Annotated in this window: 15 protein-coding genes and 1 pseudogene; 11 read left to right on the top strand and 5 right to left on the bottom strand. The window is 40.4% G+C overall.

What is annotated here, in order from left to right:
• The first annotated feature begins 1 nt into the window (after position 1).
• The 3 genes from CJF29_RS16420 (at position 2) to CJF29_RS16410 (ending at position 1,575) form a co-directional block, all read left to right on the top strand.
• Positions 2–643 (top strand): HD domain-containing protein, encoded by a 642-nt coding sequence (locus CJF29_RS16420; protein WP_099147207.1) that lies wholly within the window; start codon positions 2–4, stop codon positions 641–643.
• Between the two features lie 78 nt (positions 644–721).
• Positions 722–1,021: a DUF6922 domain-containing protein gene (locus CJF29_RS16415; RefSeq protein WP_004311349.1), complete on the top strand. Its 300-nt coding sequence runs from the start codon at positions 722–724 to the stop codon at positions 1,019–1,021.
• The gene (locus CJF29_RS16410) at positions 976–1,575 is read left to right on the top strand and encodes a nucleotidyl transferase AbiEii/AbiGii toxin family protein (protein ID WP_022200187.1); all 600 of its coding nucleotides are present in this window, start codon (positions 976–978) and stop codon (positions 1,573–1,575) included. Before CJF29_RS16415 ends, CJF29_RS16410 begins: the two co-directional genes overlap by 46 nt.
• Positions 1,576–1,594: 19 nt before the next feature.
• Here CJF29_RS16410 and rlmH read toward each other — a convergent pair whose 3' ends face one another.
• On the bottom strand, positions 1,595–2,068 hold the full coding sequence (rlmH, locus tag CJF29_RS16405) for a 23S rRNA (pseudouridine(1915)-N(3))-methyltransferase RlmH (RefSeq protein ID WP_061447741.1): 474 nt from the start codon (positions 2,066–2,068) through the stop codon (positions 1,595–1,597).
• A 127-nt stretch (positions 2,069–2,195) separates the two neighbouring features.
• Between rlmH and CJF29_RS16400 the strand changes: the two genes are divergently transcribed.
• The 7 genes from CJF29_RS16400 to CJF29_RS16370 all read left to right on the top strand — a co-directional run bounded on the left by CJF29_RS16400 (position 2,196) and on the right by CJF29_RS16370 (position 7,816).
• Positions 2,196–2,588: a DUF4783 domain-containing protein gene (locus CJF29_RS16400; protein ID WP_004326554.1), complete on the top strand. Its 393-nt coding sequence runs from the start codon at positions 2,196–2,198 to the stop codon at positions 2,586–2,588.
• Complete coding sequence (nadC, locus tag CJF29_RS16395) at positions 2,581–3,429, top strand: carboxylating nicotinate-nucleotide diphosphorylase (protein WP_004300759.1); 849 nt, start codon at positions 2,581–2,583, stop codon at positions 3,427–3,429. Before CJF29_RS16400 ends, nadC begins: the two co-directional genes overlap by 8 nt.
• Before the next feature lie 249 nt (positions 3,430–3,678).
• Positions 3,679–4,230, top strand: a complete 552-nt coding sequence (locus CJF29_RS16390) for an RNA polymerase sigma factor (RefSeq protein ID WP_004300758.1) — start codon at positions 3,679–3,681, stop codon at positions 4,228–4,230.
• The gene (locus CJF29_RS16385) at positions 4,214–5,263 is read left to right on the top strand and encodes an outer membrane beta-barrel protein (protein WP_099147206.1); all 1,050 of its coding nucleotides are present in this window, start codon (positions 4,214–4,216) and stop codon (positions 5,261–5,263) included. The genes CJF29_RS16390 and CJF29_RS16385 overlap by 17 nt, the downstream gene beginning before the upstream one ends.
• 11 nt (positions 5,264–5,274) lie before the next feature.
• Positions 5,275–5,799, top strand: coding sequence for a DUF4943 family protein (locus CJF29_RS16380; protein ID WP_004304253.1), 525 nt, complete (start codon positions 5,275–5,277; stop codon positions 5,797–5,799).
• A gap of 177 nt (positions 5,800–5,976) precedes the next feature.
• Positions 5,977–6,702 carry a DUF4858 domain-containing protein gene (locus CJF29_RS16375; protein ID WP_008648769.1) on the top strand — a complete coding sequence of 242 codons (726 nt, stop codon included), beginning with the start codon at positions 5,977–5,979 and terminating at the stop codon, positions 6,700–6,702.
• A 169-nt stretch (positions 6,703–6,871) separates the two neighbouring features.
• Positions 6,872–7,816, top strand: coding sequence for an NAD(P)H-dependent flavin oxidoreductase (locus tag CJF29_RS16370; RefSeq protein ID WP_099147205.1), 945 nt, complete (start codon positions 6,872–6,874; stop codon positions 7,814–7,816).
• Positions 7,817–7,976: 160 nt separating this feature from the next.
• On the opposite strand, the gene ald is transcribed toward CJF29_RS16370, so the two are convergent.
• The gene (gene ald, locus CJF29_RS16365; RefSeq protein ID WP_099147204.1) at positions 7,977–9,083 is read right to left on the bottom strand and encodes an alanine dehydrogenase; all 1,107 of its coding nucleotides are present in this window, start codon (positions 9,081–9,083) and stop codon (positions 7,977–7,979) included.
• A 129-nt stretch (positions 9,084–9,212) separates the two neighbouring features.
• A pseudogene (locus CJF29_RS16360) lies at positions 9,213–9,896 on the bottom strand (WG repeat-containing protein).
• Positions 9,897–10,249: 353 nt separating this feature from the next.
• Here CJF29_RS16360 and CJF29_RS16355 point away from each other — a divergent pair.
• Positions 10,250–11,323 carry an IS110 family transposase gene (locus tag CJF29_RS16355; protein WP_008645115.1) on the top strand — a complete coding sequence of 358 codons (1,074 nt, stop codon included), beginning with the start codon at positions 10,250–10,252 and terminating at the stop codon, positions 11,321–11,323.
• A gap of 415 nt (positions 11,324–11,738) precedes the next feature.
• Here the strand turns inward: CJF29_RS16355 and CJF29_RS16350 are convergent, their stop codons facing one another.
• Together CJF29_RS16350 and CJF29_RS16345 are read right to left on the bottom strand one after the other, a co-directional pair.
• On the bottom strand, positions 11,739–13,076 hold the full coding sequence (locus CJF29_RS16350) for a RagB/SusD family nutrient uptake outer membrane protein (protein WP_074560177.1): 1,338 nt from the start codon (positions 13,074–13,076) through the stop codon (positions 11,739–11,741).
• Positions 13,077–13,088: 12 nt separating this feature from the next.
• Positions 13,089–16,436 (bottom strand): SusC/RagA family TonB-linked outer membrane protein, encoded by a 3,348-nt coding sequence (locus CJF29_RS16345; RefSeq protein WP_074560175.1) that lies wholly within the window; start codon positions 16,434–16,436, stop codon positions 13,089–13,091.
• Positions 16,437–16,450: the final 14 nt, after the last annotated feature.

Below are 16,450 nucleotides of genomic sequence, written 5' to 3'. Positions count from 1 at the left end.
TATGACTCATCATGTGCCTGCTGAATTGCAAAACTATGTTCGGCAAAGTATTATCCCTCAATACACTAACTTTGATAAAGCGCATCAAATTGACCATGTAGAAAAGGTTATTGAGGAAAGTCTGAAATTAGCGACTCATTATGAAGTCGATTATTCGATGGTTTATGTCATCGCTGCTTATCATGACCTGGGGTTGTATGAAGGACGTGAATTTCATCATATAACCTCCGGCAAAGTGTTGTTAGCCGACGAAACTTTGCGGCGTTGGTTTACGGATGAGCAGCTGTTGCAGATGAAAGAGGCGATAGAAGATCATCGGGCTTCCAATAAACAGGCTCCCAGAACAATCTATGGAATGATTGTTGCCGAGGCTGACCGAATTATTGATCCCGAAGTTACTTTACGCCGTACCGTACAATATGGGCTGTCTCATTATCCGGAGATGGATAAAGAAGAGCAATATGCCCGTTTTCGGAAACATCTAACTGAAAAATATGCAGAAGGAGGGTATCTGAAGTTATGGATACCCCAATCGGATAATGCCGGACGGTTGGCAGAACTTCGTCAACTAATTGCGGATGAAAAAAAACTTTGTAGAGTTTTTAATAAAATCTATGAAGAAGAGAATAATACAGTTTTGTGAAATATAGCTGTTAGCTTGCGTTCGATTCATTTTTTATTTTTATCTTTGTCATATTTAAGGATTGCAATACGATAGATAATGGAAGAATATATTACTCGATTTTCAACATATCTTTTTTGGGATGTCAATAAAGATGATTTGGATATGGAGAAGCATTCACAATATATAATAAAGAGAGTGCTTGAATATGGTATGTTGCAAGATTGGAATATTGTAAAACAATATTATGGACTTGGGAGAATCGTCGAAATAGCTAAGGGGTTTCGTGAATTGGAGCCTCGGGCTTTAGCTTATCTTTCTGCCATTTCACAAACTCCTAAAGAACAATTTAGATGTTACACTTATCAACGGTCGAATCCACAACACTGGAACTTTTAAAAAAGTTGCAACAGTTACCTGTACTTTGTAATACTCGTCTAGTCGGTGGTACTGCATTAGCTTTGCAATTAGGACATCGAAAGTCGGTCGATTTGGATTTTTTTGGTCAGATTAATGTAGATTCTCAAGATTTGAAGGAAGCTTTGCGAACACTTGGGACACTGACTATCTTAAATGATTCTAAGAATATACACATTTACGTATTGAATGAGGTTAAAATAGATATCGTGAACTATACTTATCCTTGGCTTGATGATGTCGTATATAAAGATGGGATACGTTTGGCAAGTCCTAGAGATATTGCGGCAATGAAAATTACTGCTATTGAAGGGAGAGGTACTAAAAAAGATTTTGTAGATATTTACTTTTTGTTGAAAAAGTATTCATTGAAAAATCTATTGGATTTCTATTCTCAAAAATATCCTGACTCATCTTCTTTTATGGCTATGAAAAGTTTAGCTTATTTTGAAGATGCGGAGGAGGAGCCAATGCCTTATATGTTTGTGGATGTATCTTGGGACGAAATTAAAAAGTCTATTTTGTCTCGTTTATAATAGTATATGAGATAAGTTACTATTCATGATGATACGGCCCTCCATTCAATATAGTCATCGCCCGATAAATCTGCTCAACGAATATCAGCCGGATCATCTGATGTGAGAAAGTCATCTTGGACATTGAAATCTTTTCGTGTGCCACTTGATAAACTTTTTTAGAAAAGCCATAAGGCCCTCCGATAATGAATACCAGTCGTTTGTTGACCGTGTTCATTTTTCGCTTCATATATTCGGCAAACTCCAGAGAACGCATTTCTTTTCCGTGCTCATCGAGCAATACCACCACGTCGCCCGGTTGGAGAGCTTTCAATATCAGTTCCCCTTCCTTTTCTTTCTGCACTTCCATTGAAAGACTCTTCGTGTTTTTCAATTCAGGAATCACTTCCATGTCAAAAGTGATAGACCGTTTAGTGCGCTGGATATAGTCGTTGATAGCAGTTATATAGTGTTGTTCTACGGTTCGTCCTACGACGAGCAAGGTTGTTTTCATACGTCTACAATTCTGATTATTGCACAAAAATAGGCATTTTTTATGTTATTCTGCAATTAATGCTTACCTTTGCCTATCATTAGTTGAAAGTTTAAGCCTTTAAACTTCAACTTAAAAGCTTGTAATTATGAAAAAACGAGTGCTCGTAGGAATGACCGCATTGCTTCTTTCCCTCTCGTTGCTAATGGCGCAAGAGATACCGGCAGGAGTGATTACGGCATTTAAAAGAGGAAGCTCGCAAGAGCTAAGTAAGTATATGGGGGACAAGGTAAACCTGGTGCTCCAAGGTCGCTCGACAAACGTTGACAAACAGAAAGCAACAGCTGCGATGCAGGAATTCTTTACGAAGAATAAAGTCAGCGGATTTAATGTGAACCATCAGGGAAAACGGGACGAATCGAGTTTCGTTATCGGTACGTTGGCTACTACTAATGGGAACTTTCGTGTGAACTGCTTCCTGAAGAAAGTGCAGAATCAATATTTAATACATCAAATAAGAATTGACAAGATCAATGAATAAGGAAAAAGAACTGATCGACAAGTTGATCGATCTTGCTTTTGCAGAAGATATAGGTGATGGCGATCATACCACCCTTTCATGTATTCCCGCTACGGCAATGGGAAAATCAAAATTGCTTATCAAAGAAGCCGGTGTGTTGGCTGGCATCGAAGTAGCTAAAGAAATCTTCAACCGTTTTGATCCTACCATGAAAGTGGAAGTATTTATCAATGACGGAACAGAAGTGAAACCGGGTGATGTAGCAATGGTAGTGGAAGGAAAAGTGCAATCTTTACTTCAGACCGAACGCCTGATGTTGAACGTGATGCAGCGTATGAGCGGCATTGCAACAATGACCCGTAAATATGCAAAGGTATTGGAAGGTACAAATACCCGTGTGCTTGATACCCGCAAAACAACTCCCGGTATGCGTATCCTCGAAAAAATGGCAGTGAAAATCGGTGGCGGAGTAAACCATCGTATTGGTCTGTTCGACATGATTCTTCTGAAAGACAATCATGTGGACTTTGCCGGAGGTATCGACAAAGCAATCACTCGTGCCAAAGAATATTGCAAGGAAAAAGGCAAAGACCTGAAAATAGAAATAGAAGTCCGCAGCTTCGACGAACTGCAGCAAGTTCTTGATCTCGGCGGAGTAGACCGTATCATGTTTGATAACTTCACTCCCGAAATGACAAAGAAAGCAGTAGAGATGGTAGCAGGCAAATACGAAACCGAATCTTCGGGTGGTATCACCTTTGATACTCTTCGTGAGTATGCCGAATGTGGCGTAGACTTCATCTCTGTAGGAGCTTTGACTCATTCAGTGAAAGGGCTGGACATGAGTTTCAAAGCATGCTGATAGTATATAATAAGCGGTGAACTGTAAGCGGTGAACGATAAACAGTAAACGGTGGATATTTTGTAGCATGATTATGCGCAGCTTTGTTCATCATTTACCGTTTATCGTTCATCGTTTTTTTCTTTCCCGTTTATTATTATCTATCCTTTAACTTCTTTTAGCAATATTCCTTGCAGCATTCCTCAAACTCTCGCGTCTAATGAGCAAACGACGCAGACATACGTTCGATTTTAAAAAAAGTAATTGACTTTGGAAAACGAGATAGAACTGATAAAGGGCTGTCGGGCAGGAAAGGATTCAGCCCGAAAGGAACTTTACACTCTCTATTCCAAGCAGATGCTGGCGGTATGTTTCCGCTATACGGGCGATATGGATGCGGCGCACGATGTACTGCATGACGGTTTCATCAAGATTTTTACCAACTTTTCGTTCCGGGGTGAGTCTTCACTTTGTACATGGATTACCCGGGTGATGGTTACTCAATCACTCGATTTCCTGCGACGGGAGAAGCGAGTCAGCCAGTTGGTAGTGCATGAAGAGCAGCTTCCCGATATACCGGATATATCGGATTCGGGAGGAGGGGCTGGAATCTCCGAAGAGCAGTTGATGGCTTTTATTGCCGAATTGCCGGATGGTTGCCGAACCGTTTTCAACCTTTATGTGTTTGAAGAGAAATCGCACAAGGAGATAGCCAAGATGCTTCATATTAAAGAGCATTCATCTACTTCGCAGCTGCACCGGGCCAAATATTTGTTAGCAAAAAGAATTAAAGAGTATAGAAATCATGAAGAAAGAAAATGATGAAATAACCGATCTGTTTCGCACGCGTCTCGCTGATGCCGGGATGAGTGTACGGGATGGCTTTTGGGAAGAGCTCTCGCAGGAAATTCCTGTGGCTTGCCAGCATCGTCGTCGGATTCTGCTCTTCCGTGTAGCGGCTGCGGCATCTGTATTGCTTGTTTTGGCAGCCTCGTCGGCTACTTTCTTGTATTTCTCTCCAAAGGAGGAAATGGAAGAAGCATTTACAAAGATAGCCGTGACGAATGGAGGACAGATGGATGGAGATGGAATACGCGTCAATCAGTTGCCGTTGCCGGTAGAACCGGTGTTGCCGAAACCGGCTCCGAAATCTTACGGTATGCTGTCGCAATATACGGAGGAAGAAGATTCTCTTTCTATCACTTTCTCTATGTCGTTTTCTTTTTCTTCCACTACTTCTACGGGAAATGGCAACCGATATGGTAATCAGGGGCATAATGGTTATTGGCAGGCAACAAACGGTAATACAGGATCATCTGTCGCTTCGGAAGAACAGTCGAATGTCGATATGTCTCAACCCAAAGCAGTGAAAAAGCATCGCTGGGCGATGAAAGTTCAAGTGGGTACAGCACTTCCGGCAGATAACGGTACTTATAAAATGCCGGTTTCCGCAGGGGTGACGGTAGAGCGTAAGTTGAACGATTTTCTTGGCATAGAAACCGGATTGCTCTATTCGAACCTCCGTTCTGCAGGGCAGCACTTGCACTATCTGGGAATCCCCGTTAAAGTGAACGTGACGTTGGTAGATACGAAAAAAATCGACCTTTACGCTACTGTAGGAGGAATAGCCGATAAATGTATTGCCGGTGCACCGGACAACAGTTTTAAAGAAGAACCTATCCAGCTGGCAGTGACTGCCGGTATTGGAATCAACTATAAGATTAATGACCGACTTGCTGTTTTTGCCGAACCCGGAGTTTCGCATCATTTCAAAATAGATTCGAAACTGGCTACGGTACGAACAAAACGGCCGACTAATTTTAATTTACTTTGCGGACTTCGCATGACGTATTAATCCTTATGAAAATGAAAAAAACACTACTAATGCTGTGGATGGCTGTTTGCCTGATCGTATCCTTTACAGGATGCACCAGCGAAGAAATGGATTATAACAATCCGGATGTTGCTCTTTTTGTGAAGCAATTGAAGTCGGGTACGTACAAGATGAAGAATGAAAAAGGGGTGGTGGAGGTTCCTCATTTCACGGAAGAGGATATCCCCGAACTTTTAAAATATGCAGAAGATCTGACTATTATCCCTTCTTTTCCGTCGGTTTATAATATGAACAACGGTAAGATTCGGTTGGGTGAGTGTATGCTTTGGGTGATTGAATCTATCCGTCAGGGCACACCTCCGTCATTAGGTTGCAAAATGGTATTGGCGAATGCTGAAAATTATGAAGCAATCTATTTCCTGACCGATGAGGAAGTACTCGATGCAGCCGCTTGTTATCGTAGTTGGTGGGAAGAACGCCAATATCCGAAAACGAGATGGACAATTGATCCGTGTTACGATGAGCCGCTTTGTGGATCGGGTTATCGTTGGTGGTAATAAAGGGGGAGGAGCCTTCGGAAAGTAAAAAATAGGAAACATTCATGTGGGAATATTTGTTTGTATCAGTAGTCTTTTGCTGCTGACAGGGGGATTATTACGCTCAAAAGATAGCCTCTTATACGTACAAATGTATATGAAGTGCTCCGAAATATAGGTAATGAAAGAGTAAAAAGAATGGATGGATTAAAACGGGTTATAACAACGATGGCACTGTGCCTGACCGCTGTATTTGCATATTCGCAAGTATGGACGGCGCAAGATTCTTTGCATTTGAAGAAATTGCTGGAGAGTGACCAGGAGTTGCATTTAAATATGGATGCTGTGAAGTCGATTGATTTCGGAAGCGCAGTGGGTACTCCCCGGATGTCGGAGGAGAAAAGCTGGATGATGCCTGACGAATCGCTTCCTGAAGCGTTGCCTAAACCGAAAGTGATGTTGACTCTGATGCCATATAAAGCGAATACCCGCTATAACTGGGATCCCATCTATCAGAAGAAGATAAAGATCGATAAAAATACCTGGCGGGGTGATCCTTTCTACGAGATACGCCATCAAAGATCTTATTCAAACTGGGCACGCAATCCGATGGCAAAGGGAATGCGTAAGTCGTTGGATGAGATACAGGCGAGTGGGGTGCGTTTCCGTCAGTTGGGTGAACGTGCTAACGGAATGATGGTGAACACGGTAGTGATGGATGCACCTATTCCCTTGTTTGGTGGGAGTGGAGTGTATATCAATGGTGGAACTATCGGCGGACTTGACCTGATGGCTGTCTTTACAAAAGATTTCTGGAATAAGACGGGACGGGATAACCGTGCCCGCACATTGGAAGTGTTGAGAACTTATGGAGATTCTACCACTGTGTTGATAAATAAACCAATTGAACAGATTGCCCGTTGAAGGCGTTATAATGATGTGTTGATGTAGCAATGCGCTAATGTGCTGACTAGAGAATGTTTGTAATTGAATAATTAGTATATTTGTGTGTTGTTATGTTGGCGCATTGTTATATAGCTCTGTCACTATTATTGGTATCTTAGTATATTAACACATAGATAAATTATTGGTTATGAATAGAATTACTTCTCTTCTGGGTATTCGGTATCCTATTATTCAAGGTGGTATGGTGTGGTGCAGCGGTTGGCGTCTTGCTTCTGCTGTGAGCAATGCCGGTGGACTGGGATTGATCGGTGCCGGTTCCATGCATCCGGACACTTTACGCGAGCATATCCGTAAATGTAATGCGGCCACGAAATTGCCTTTTGGTGTAAACATTCCTTTGATGTATCCCCAGATAGAAGAGATTATGAATATTGTGGTGGAAGAGGGAGTGAAGATTGTTTTTACCTCTGCCGGAAATCCGAAAACGTGGACTGGGTGGTTGAAAGAACGTGGAATAACGGTTGTTCATGTTGTTTCTTCTTCCCGTTTTGCTGTAAAATGTGAGGAGGCTGGAGTAGATGCGGTAGTGGCAGAAGGGTTCGAAGCCGGAGGGCATAATGGACGTGAAGAAACAACAACTTTCTGTTTGATTCCGGCTGTACGTGAGGCTACAACATTACCTTTGATAGCTGCAGGAGGTGTCGGCACAGGGGAAGGAGTATTGGCTGCTATGGTGTTGGGAGCCGAAGGGGTGCAGATAGGAACCCGTTTTGCTCTGACTGAAGAGAGTTCAGCGAGTCCGGTATTTAAGGATTATTGCTTGAGTCTTGGTGAAGGAGATACTAAGTTGTTATTGAAAAAGCTGGCTCCGACGCGTTTGGTAAAGAATGCTTTCCGCGAGGCGGTGGAGAAGGCTGAAGATAGTGGTGCTTCTGCTGAAGAATTACGAAGCTTGCTGGGAAAAGGACGTGCAAAGAAAGGAATGTTTGAAGGAGACTTGGAAGAAGGTGAACTGGAGATAGGTCAGGTTTCGGCAATAATATCCCGTCGACAGTCGGTGGCAGAGGTGATGAACGAATTGGTTGAGTCTTATTGGCAGGCGGTGGAGAAGAAATATTTGTTTGAAAGATAAATGATAATTTCTATTTCACCACAGAGGACACGGAGGACACAGAGTTCTTCTCTCTCTTTCCGTAAGTAAAACAGAGAGATCAATACGATTCTCAATACGTGAGACTCTGTGTTACTAAAAAGATTAAACCTCTGTGTCCTCTGTGTCCTCTGTGGTGAAATTATAGGCTGACAGGTTCGTACTTCAAACCAAATACGTCGGCTACGGCCTTATAAACGATTTTTCCTTCTACGATATTTAATCCGAGTGCTAATGCTGGATTCTCTTTGCAGGCTTTTTTCCATCCCTTATTTGCTAAAGCCATTACGTAGGGGAGGGTAGCATTAGTCAGTGCAAGAGTGGAAGTGTAAGGCACAGCTCCCGGAATATTAGCTACTGCATAATGAACAATTCCATCTACAATATAAGTCGGTGCGCTGTGAGTAGTCGGGTGAGACGTTTCGAAACATCCTCCCTGATCGATTGCCACATCCACTAATACTGTGCCGGGCTGCATCATTGAAAGCATCTCTTTGGTAATCAAATGTGGTGCTTTATCACCGGGAATCAGTACAGAACCGACAACTAAATCAACATCCGGTAATTCTTTTCTGATTCTTAGTTCGGATGCGTACAATGTCTTTACATTCTTCGGCAGTGTTTCGCTCAAATAGCGCAGACGTGCCAGATTTATATCTGTAATAGTGACATCTGCCCCCATTCCTGCAGCTATTTGTGCGGCATTGCTACCTACAACTCCACCTCCTAAAATTAATACTTTAGCAGGTTTAACACCTGGCACGCCTCCCAAAAGAATACCTTTTCCACCTTGCGGTTTTTCCAGAAAACGGGCGCCTTCCTGGATAGACATACGTCCGGCAACTTCACTCATAGGAATTAATAAAGGCAATGAGTGATCTGCTTCTTCTACAGTTTCATAAGCCAGGCATATTGATTTGTTGGAGAGCATGGCAAGAGTTAACTCCCGGTCGGAAGCAAAATGGAAATAAGTGAATAGTAACTGTCCTTTTCTAATTAAGTTATATTCGGTGACTATCGGTTCTTTCACCTTTACGATCATCTCGGCAGTGGCGTAAATGTCTTCTATTGTTGGCAGGATATGCGCGCCGACAGCTTGATATGCTTCATCCGGAAAACCGCTATTTATTCCCGCTGTATGTTGGATAAATACCCGATGCCCTTGTTTTACCACTTCGGCCACCCCCGAAGGTGTCATGCCAACACGGTTCTCATTGTTTTTGATTTCCTTTGGTACTCCGATAATCATAATGTTACGTATTAAAGATTTAACATGTTCGAATGTACGAAAAATCCCCTTACGTTGTTATTCGTAAGGGGATGTTTTAGAACAGAATGCCTCGCGTGTTGAGATGAATAAATGCGTAGAGTGGTTATTTTATAGACATTCACTGCCCTGCTTGTTGATTTTCATGTTTTTTCCATAGAGACCCACTCGAGCTATGTTGTTATAAAAGGGTTCTGCAATATCGTACTTAAAAGGAAGTACTTCTTGGTTGTCTTTGTTTATATACCCCCACTTGGACGACTGGCTTTCAATACAGACAGCAGCCAATCCTTCAGAGAAAGAGCATCCATTATCATATTTCAAGGGAATGACAACTTCTCCTTTCTTATTAATGAATCCTACTTTGTTGTGTAGCGAGACGAGGGCTAATCCTTCCGCGAATTGTTCTATTTGACTGTAAGTCGGTGGAAGAATGTAGTTTCCTTGTCTGTCAATCAGTCCCCATTATCCATCGTGGCATACCCGTGCGCATTCTTGCTCAAACGAGTGAGCGGCTGCGTACTTAAACGGAATCCGTATCTGTCCGGTATGGTCGATGAATCCGTATTGGGAATTGAGTACTACCATCCCTAATCCTTCTTTAAAAGAGAAAGCCCGTTCATACATTAGAGGGATGACAACGTCATATCCTTTATTGATGTATCCCCATTGGATTTTTCCTTTAACGGGAGCCAATCCTTCGGAGAAACGGCCAATTGCCGAAAAACGCTTTTTCTTATTAGCTACCCCATAAGCTAAAAAAGAAGCAAAGAACTTTGTAATAGTGTTGCTCATTTTTCTTATTGTTTGTGTGGTAAGCGTCCGGATACCATTATATACAAGAGAAGCTCTAAGTTTGCAGTTAATAGATAAGAGGTCGGAAATTTATTTTAAAAAAGTCAAGCGAGACGAATAATTACCTCCGCATCTTATCAGGAAAATATCAGTCTTATTATCTTTGTTGTATTAAGATAAAGACTGATAGGCGGGAAGAGGACACCATAAAAGAGAAAGCACTTGAGGCTAGCCCACGTAACGGCCTCTCTCCGCCAAGCTGCAAAGCTCCGATAGAATATCAAGGTTGCGAGCCTATTTAGAGTTTAGAGTTCAAACAGCTTTTACCAGTCTTAGAAAAGTACAGCAAAAATATGAAAAAATTATTTATTGGAATTGATTTTTCAAAGGAGAAACTTGACGCGACGATAATTCTCGCATGTGGAATGAACGAAATAGGCTCCCGTGAGTATGGGTGTTTCCCAAATAACACTACGGGCTACCGCAAGTTATGTAATTGGGTTAAAACAAACGCTTGGAATACAATTGCTGAGGAATGGCTATTCTGTGGAGAAGACACAGGTTCATGTAGTATAGGACTGAGCAAATGGCTTTACGGAAAAGGCTATGACATATGGATTGAGAACGCTTACGCCATAAAACATAGCAGTGGTATCCAGCGTGTGAAAAACGATAAGGCGGACTCAGCAATCATTGCTGAATACGCATGGAGGCAACAGGACAAGGTTGTACCCTTTGAACCATTGAATGAATCCCTTGCGCAACTAAGGGAGATTTTCCTCTATAGGCATAAGCTAGTTGGGCAAAGAGTGGCAATGGAATTACGAAAAGAGGACAAATCACAATCAAACAAGTCAAAAGCAATATCCTTCATCAACCGCAAGAGCAAACACCTTATTGCGGAGATAAACAAAACAATTGCCGAATGCGATAAGGCCATTGATAGCATAATAGAGGCGGATGAGGAACTGAAAGAAAATTATGCTATTATAACCTCAATAAAAGGCGTAGCCAGGCAAAACGCAACCTGTATGTTGGTCTACACAAACAACTTCAAAAAATTCGGATATGACCCAAGAAAGATTGCATGCTATTATGGAGTTGCCCCCTTTGGTAAACAATCCGGAACGAGTGTAAATACACCTGCTCATACAAGCCATTTCGCCAATAAACTTATTAAATCATTATTAGGACAAGCAGCTCATATAGCCAAAATATATAATCCCGAAATTAGAGATTACTATCAAAGACTGATTAGTAAGGGAAAGAAGCCTCAAGTGGCTTTAAATAATGTCAAGAACAAACTCATAAGAATCATAGTGGCATTAGTCAGGAAGAAAGTACCATATGATCAAAATACATACAAATATTATGAAGAACGAGAAGTTATAGAAAGGAAAAAGAACGAGAAGTTAATTTATTGTTAAACGGAATAAGAGATTAGGATATTAGCATAGAATACGTGGACGTCGTTAGTTCATTCTATTCAAGGTTCTGGTAAACCTATTGGGAAATGAACAACAGAGTCCACGCCCTTGTATATAACAAAGACGTGAACGCTTAGTTGCCATTATCTCCCCAATTTAAGAATTTACCAGATTCTGAATAGAGATAATATTCTAAACGCTTCTACGTTATTAATCGTAATAAGTCGCTACAAAGATATGGATTTCTTGTTAAAGAACAATATATTTGAGGGATAAAGATTTTGCGATGAATGAGATATGTAGATAGAATGTGAAGTGGTTAGTAGATAGACTAAAAAAAACTCCCCTTACGTTTTAGGTAAGGAGAGCTTCTTTTAGTCTATTGTCAGACAGTTTCTATGAAGGATGCCTGTTATTAGTTTAAAAGTCCTGGATTAGCATCAATTGCATCTTGTGGAATACGCAATGTGTAACGGGAATCATCTTGTACAAGTGTGTAGGTTACGTCTTCAATTACTTTTTTGATTTCCTGCCGGGTAGTTCGGCGTAAATCAAACCAGCGATGTCCTTCAAAAGCAAGCTCACGAGCACGTTCTTTCAGAATTTCTGTGATTAGCTTTTCTTGGCTCATCGCATTTATTTCATTCTTTTTCTGCTCATAGCCTTCTGATGTATAACGATTCTCTATTAGTTTCAAGAGCCGGGTACGTGCTTCTGGTAATTTGTTTAAATGTGCAGCAGCTTCGGCTGAATTTAGATAAAGTTCTCCGGTACGGAAAGTACATTTGAACTTAGATTCACCACTTTTGCTGGAAGTATAATTCCCATTTTGATTTACTTTATAGTACTTGTTTGGGCGTAGATCTTTTCCTTCCTCATATTCTTGCAAAAATGAAGGGTAAAGTAGGAGTGATCCGGCATAATCGCTATTCGGGAAAACCTCATAGGCAGTGATCATTTCTATGGATGTAAATTCATTAGGAAGTTTGTCTCCTTCATCATTCAAGTTCACTAATGTCGATTTTCCAGCTAATACACGTTCCGAAGCTTCATAAGATTTGGCCCATTCACCCATATATAAATATACCCGTGACTCCATTGCGTCTACTGACAATGTTGAAAAACGGTATGAATATTGAACTTCCCATTCTTTTTTGTTAATCAGCTTCCGTGCTGTTTCTATATCAGACAATATAGAGGTATATATTTCCTTTACAGTGTTTCGTGATGGTATTTCTTCTAAATCAGTATTGAGTTTTAGAGGAATCGCCTTGGTTTCTAATGCTCCGGCAGCTGTATAGGGCTGTCCATAAAGATTAACCAATATAAAATGCATATATGCTCTCATAAGGTAAGCTTCTCCAACTAATTGATTAATATCTTCTTGGCTTCCTTCTGATATTTCATCTCTTTTATCAATGATTGCGTTAGCATAATAGATATTGGTATAATAGGCCGCCCAGCCAAATTGTCTCGTACTTGCATTCGGATTAACATCATTCCATTTCTCAACATCTCCTAAAGCATTTTTTGAAGTGGCGTCAGACTGTAATATGGTTGCGATATCTGTCCTGATTTCGCATATTCCTCTGTCATTGAGTACAGTATTGTAAGCTGTTGTGAATAAAGCTCTGTATTCAGCCAATGTATTAGGAATTACTTGGCCTACTGGTTGTATGTCCAAATAACTATCACAGGAAGATAATAGTAGGCTTCCTATTAATGTGAATATATAATATATTTTCTTTGTCATAATCTATTTTTTTTAAAAGTTAAGACTCAGGTTGAATGTAATAGATTTAGGAACTGGAGTAGAGTATAGGTTACCCATTGATTCCGGATCCATATAATTATCGTAGTTTGAACTGATAACAAATAGGTTACGAGCTTCTAAGCCTACAGTTGCTCCTCCGATACTTAGTTTATGTAGCCATTCGGATGGAACCCGGTAAGCAAGACGTATATTTTGTAAACGTACGAAGCTTAACTTCTTCACCCAGATATCCAATGACCTGTAAATATCATTTCGAGTACTGAACAAGTAGTAGTCAGCCGGATTGTAGTTGTATGTTGCTAATGCAGGGAATTTTCCTGTTTTATTTTCCGGTGTCCATCTATCCAGTATGTCTCTATTCATATTGCGTCCTGGATCTAAGTCAGATACATTATAACTTGGAGTTGTTTTTACGTGTGCTCCAAAATTATAAGAAAAATTCAAATTCAGTTCCCAATTGCGGTAATTGAACGTATTTAGAAAACCGCCCGTATAGGGAGCATCTGACGTTCCGATATAACTGTAGAAATCTCTTTGTTCTTCACTATTCGGCCCTATTTGGTAAGTGCCAAGTCCGTCTTCATTCGATGTCATTCTGAATAATTCTTCTACAGTGACAGCTTTCCCCTCTTTATTCTCAAGATAGATTTGTCCAGTCTCGGGGTTTATACCTTTGGTTTTCAATGCAAAGATTGCACCTACGGGGTATCCTTCCAAGCTAGGAGTCACTTGGTTTTTATCTGTAAGTACTTTTAGTACTTTATTTTGGTTATATGCGAAGTTGAAAGTTGTGTACCAAGAGAAGTCTTTAGTGGTGATATTACGGGTTTGCAGGTTTATTTCGACACCTTTGTTTTCCATACTAGCCCAGTTTATAGACATATTAGTGAATCCATTTTCCAAAGCTAATGCTTTAGAACCAATTAAGTCTGTTCCTTTTCTATAGTAGTAATCTACACTAAGATTGATGGCTTGATTGAGTACAGAAAAATCTATTCCTAGATTGTAAGATGCTGTTTTTTCCCAGCGTAATTTACTGTTGGGAGCACTATTGATAATAATGTTTTCTTCACTGTAGCCAGGTAAAATGCTCACATTATCATATTTTCCGACTAGGAATGGAGAGGTTCCCTTATCAATATTTCCTTGTAAGCCATAAGAAAGACGAAGGGCTAAATTATCGATCCATTTGTATTGTCTAATGAACGATTCATTAGATAAACGCCATAAGCCACTTACCGAATAGATTGGCAAGAAACGATATTTCTTATCTACTCCGAATAAATCAGAACCATCCATGCGTACACTTCCTCCCAATGTATAACGATTCATTAAAGTATATGAACCATTGGCAAAGAAAGAAGCAAAAGCGTTTTCCTTGTATGACTTGGTTTTTAGATTCCAATCATTAGCCTGTGTTTCATCTTTAAATATGAGATTTTGGAATGTCAGTTTCTTGGGATCATATCCGTATCCGGTTGAGGCTTGATTGTCTACCCAGTTTTTACGGATTTCCGAGCCGGCCATTATTTGTATATCATGTATATCACCGAATGTATTTTTGTATTCTCCCTGGATTTTCCATGTGAGTTGTGAGGTTGTGCTATTAGTTGTTTTAAGCATACCTCCTTTCGGTATAAGATAGGTTTGTACGCCATTTTTCCAATATTTATTGTTTTCACGTATATTCCTGATATTATATGAGTTTATCCCGGCATATTCTTCTTGAGACAATTGATCCCATTGCACACCAATCTGTGAATAAACTTTCCACTGATCGTTAAAACGTAGTTGAACGTCAAAGATAGAATTGATGGCTGTGGTGACAGATTCTTTATTTGTGTTTGCTCGTTCTTCGAATATATTAAAGCCTTGCTTTTCATCTGTTTCACTACTTTTGACTACGTCGTAATCGTAAAGGTAGTTTCCTTGTTCGTCAAATGGATCAAAGTAAGGATTAGCGATACGTGAATAATATACTGGGTTGATGAGTCCGTAAGTGTCAGTCATAAATGTGTTATTCTTGCGTCTGTTGGCAAAAATAGACATTCCAATTTTTAACATTTTGTTGACTTGATAAGAGGTTTTACTGGTCAGGTTAAAACGACTCATGCTTACACCAGGTACATTTCCGTTTTCTTTTACATAACCGAGGGAATTGTAATAAGTAACCTTTTCGCTACCACCGGAAATGCTAAAGTTATATTCTTGTGTGAAAGCATCTCTGAATAATATATCATTCCAGTCTGTATTGATTGTTTTCAGTTTGTTTATAGCATTTTGGGCTTCAGGTGTCAGTCCGTTCCAGCCCTGTTCTTTATAGATGTCTATTAAGTTATATTGCTTCATGATCGCGGCAACTTTTCCTTTTTCAGGAAATACTGCTATCGGATCTGTTACCCCCCATAATATGTCAAATCGTGCTTCTTTCAATAATTGAAGTTCCAAATCGACTTTCTCTTCCGAGTTTAGTAAGTTGAGTCGTGAAGTGTTGAGGTTAGGGGTGTAAGTCAATTTAGTATTGAAGTTAATAACAGGTTTTCCAGTTTTTCCTCTTTTGGTTGTTACCACAATTACGCCATTTGCAGCACGTGCGCCATAGATGGCAGTAGCAGCTGCATCTTTTAATATCGTAATGCTTTCAATGTCGTTTGGACTCAACCCTGCGATAGAAGATTGCGACATATTTACGATGTCATTATCGTTGTCTTTGTTGATTTCAGGAATATCAGTCCCCTCCAAAGGTATTCCATCCAATACCCATAACGGGTCTTGTGTTCCATTCAATGAAGCTGTACCACGAATACGAATACGTGCAGGAGCTCCCGGTGCGCCGGAAGTTGTCGTAACGGCTACCCCCGCAACTTGTCCGGCTAATGCCTGGTCGATACTTTTTGCTGCGCCTACCATTCCGTCTGTAACGTCTACTTTAGCAATAGCAGCAGTCAGTTTACGACGTTCCAGTTCTTGATAACCAGTTACTACTACGTCTCCTAGTGTGTGTGATGAAGCTTGAAGGACAATACGATAAGTATCTTTTCCAGCTTGCAACACGATATTTTGTTCTTCAAAACCTATATAACTACAATGTAGTCTGGTCACCTTTTCCGGAATGGAAATGGAGAATTTGCCATCCATATCAGTGATAGTACCTAGAGAAGTCTGTGATACTCCAGCTTTTTTCAAATCGTCTGCATTAACATATACAGAAGCACCGATTAGAGGTTCATTGTCTTCACCGGATATAACGACTCCGGTGATTGTGCGGTTAACAGCGTTGGCTGTAGCCAACGTGCTAACAAGAAAACATATAAGAACGTATAAGTATTTTTTTCTCATCAATATAGATAATT

Origin of the sequence: Bacteroides celer, from assembly GCF_002632415.2 — a bacterium.
GTDB lineage: Bacteria > Bacteroidota > Bacteroidia > Bacteroidales > Bacteroidaceae > Bacteroides.
The sequence above is the reverse complement of the archived record's forward strand: the minus strand, read 5'-3'. Positions and strand labels throughout refer to the sequence as shown.

Bases quoted from the DNA above. Each gene is read 5' to 3' on its own strand.
- CJF29_RS16380 (WP_004304253.1), top strand. From the start codon at position 5,275: ATGAAAAAAACACTACTAATGCTGTGGATGGCTGTTTGCCTGATCGTA.
- CJF29_RS16345 (WP_074560175.1), bottom strand. From the start codon at position 16,436: ATGAGAAAAAAATACTTATACGTTCTTATATGTTTTCTTGTTAGCACG.
- CJF29_RS16355 (WP_008645115.1), top strand. From the start codon at position 10,250: ATGAAAAAATTATTTATTGGAATTGATTTTTCAAAGGAGAAACTTGAC.
- nadC (WP_004300759.1), top strand. From the start codon at position 2,581: ATGAATAAGGAAAAAGAACTGATCGACAAGTTGATCGATCTTGCTTTT.
- CJF29_RS16420 (WP_099147207.1), top strand. From the start codon at position 2: ATGACTCATCATGTGCCTGCTGAATTGCAAAACTATGTTCGGCAAAGT.
- rlmH (WP_061447741.1), bottom strand. From the start codon at position 2,068: ATGAAAACAACCTTGCTCGTCGTAGGACGAACCGTAGAACAACACTAT.
- CJF29_RS16415 (WP_004311349.1), top strand. From the start codon at position 722: ATGGAAGAATATATTACTCGATTTTCAACATATCTTTTTTGGGATGTC.
- CJF29_RS16385 (WP_099147206.1), top strand. From the start codon at position 4,214: ATGAAGAAAGAAAATGATGAAATAACCGATCTGTTTCGCACGCGTCTC.
- CJF29_RS16410 (WP_022200187.1), top strand. From the start codon at position 976: ATGTTACACTTATCAACGGTCGAATCCACAACACTGGAACTTTTAAAA.
- CJF29_RS16370 (WP_099147205.1), top strand. From the start codon at position 6,872: ATGAATAGAATTACTTCTCTTCTGGGTATTCGGTATCCTATTATTCAA.
- ald (WP_099147204.1), bottom strand. From the start codon at position 9,083: ATGATTATCGGAGTACCAAAGGAAATCAAAAACAATGAGAACCGTGTT.
- CJF29_RS16375 (WP_008648769.1), top strand. From the start codon at position 5,977: ATGGATGGATTAAAACGGGTTATAACAACGATGGCACTGTGCCTGACC.
- CJF29_RS16400 (WP_004326554.1), top strand. From the start codon at position 2,196: ATGAAAAAACGAGTGCTCGTAGGAATGACCGCATTGCTTCTTTCCCTC.
- CJF29_RS16350 (WP_074560177.1), bottom strand. From the start codon at position 13,076: ATGACAAAGAAAATATATTATATATTCACATTAATAGGAAGCCTACTA.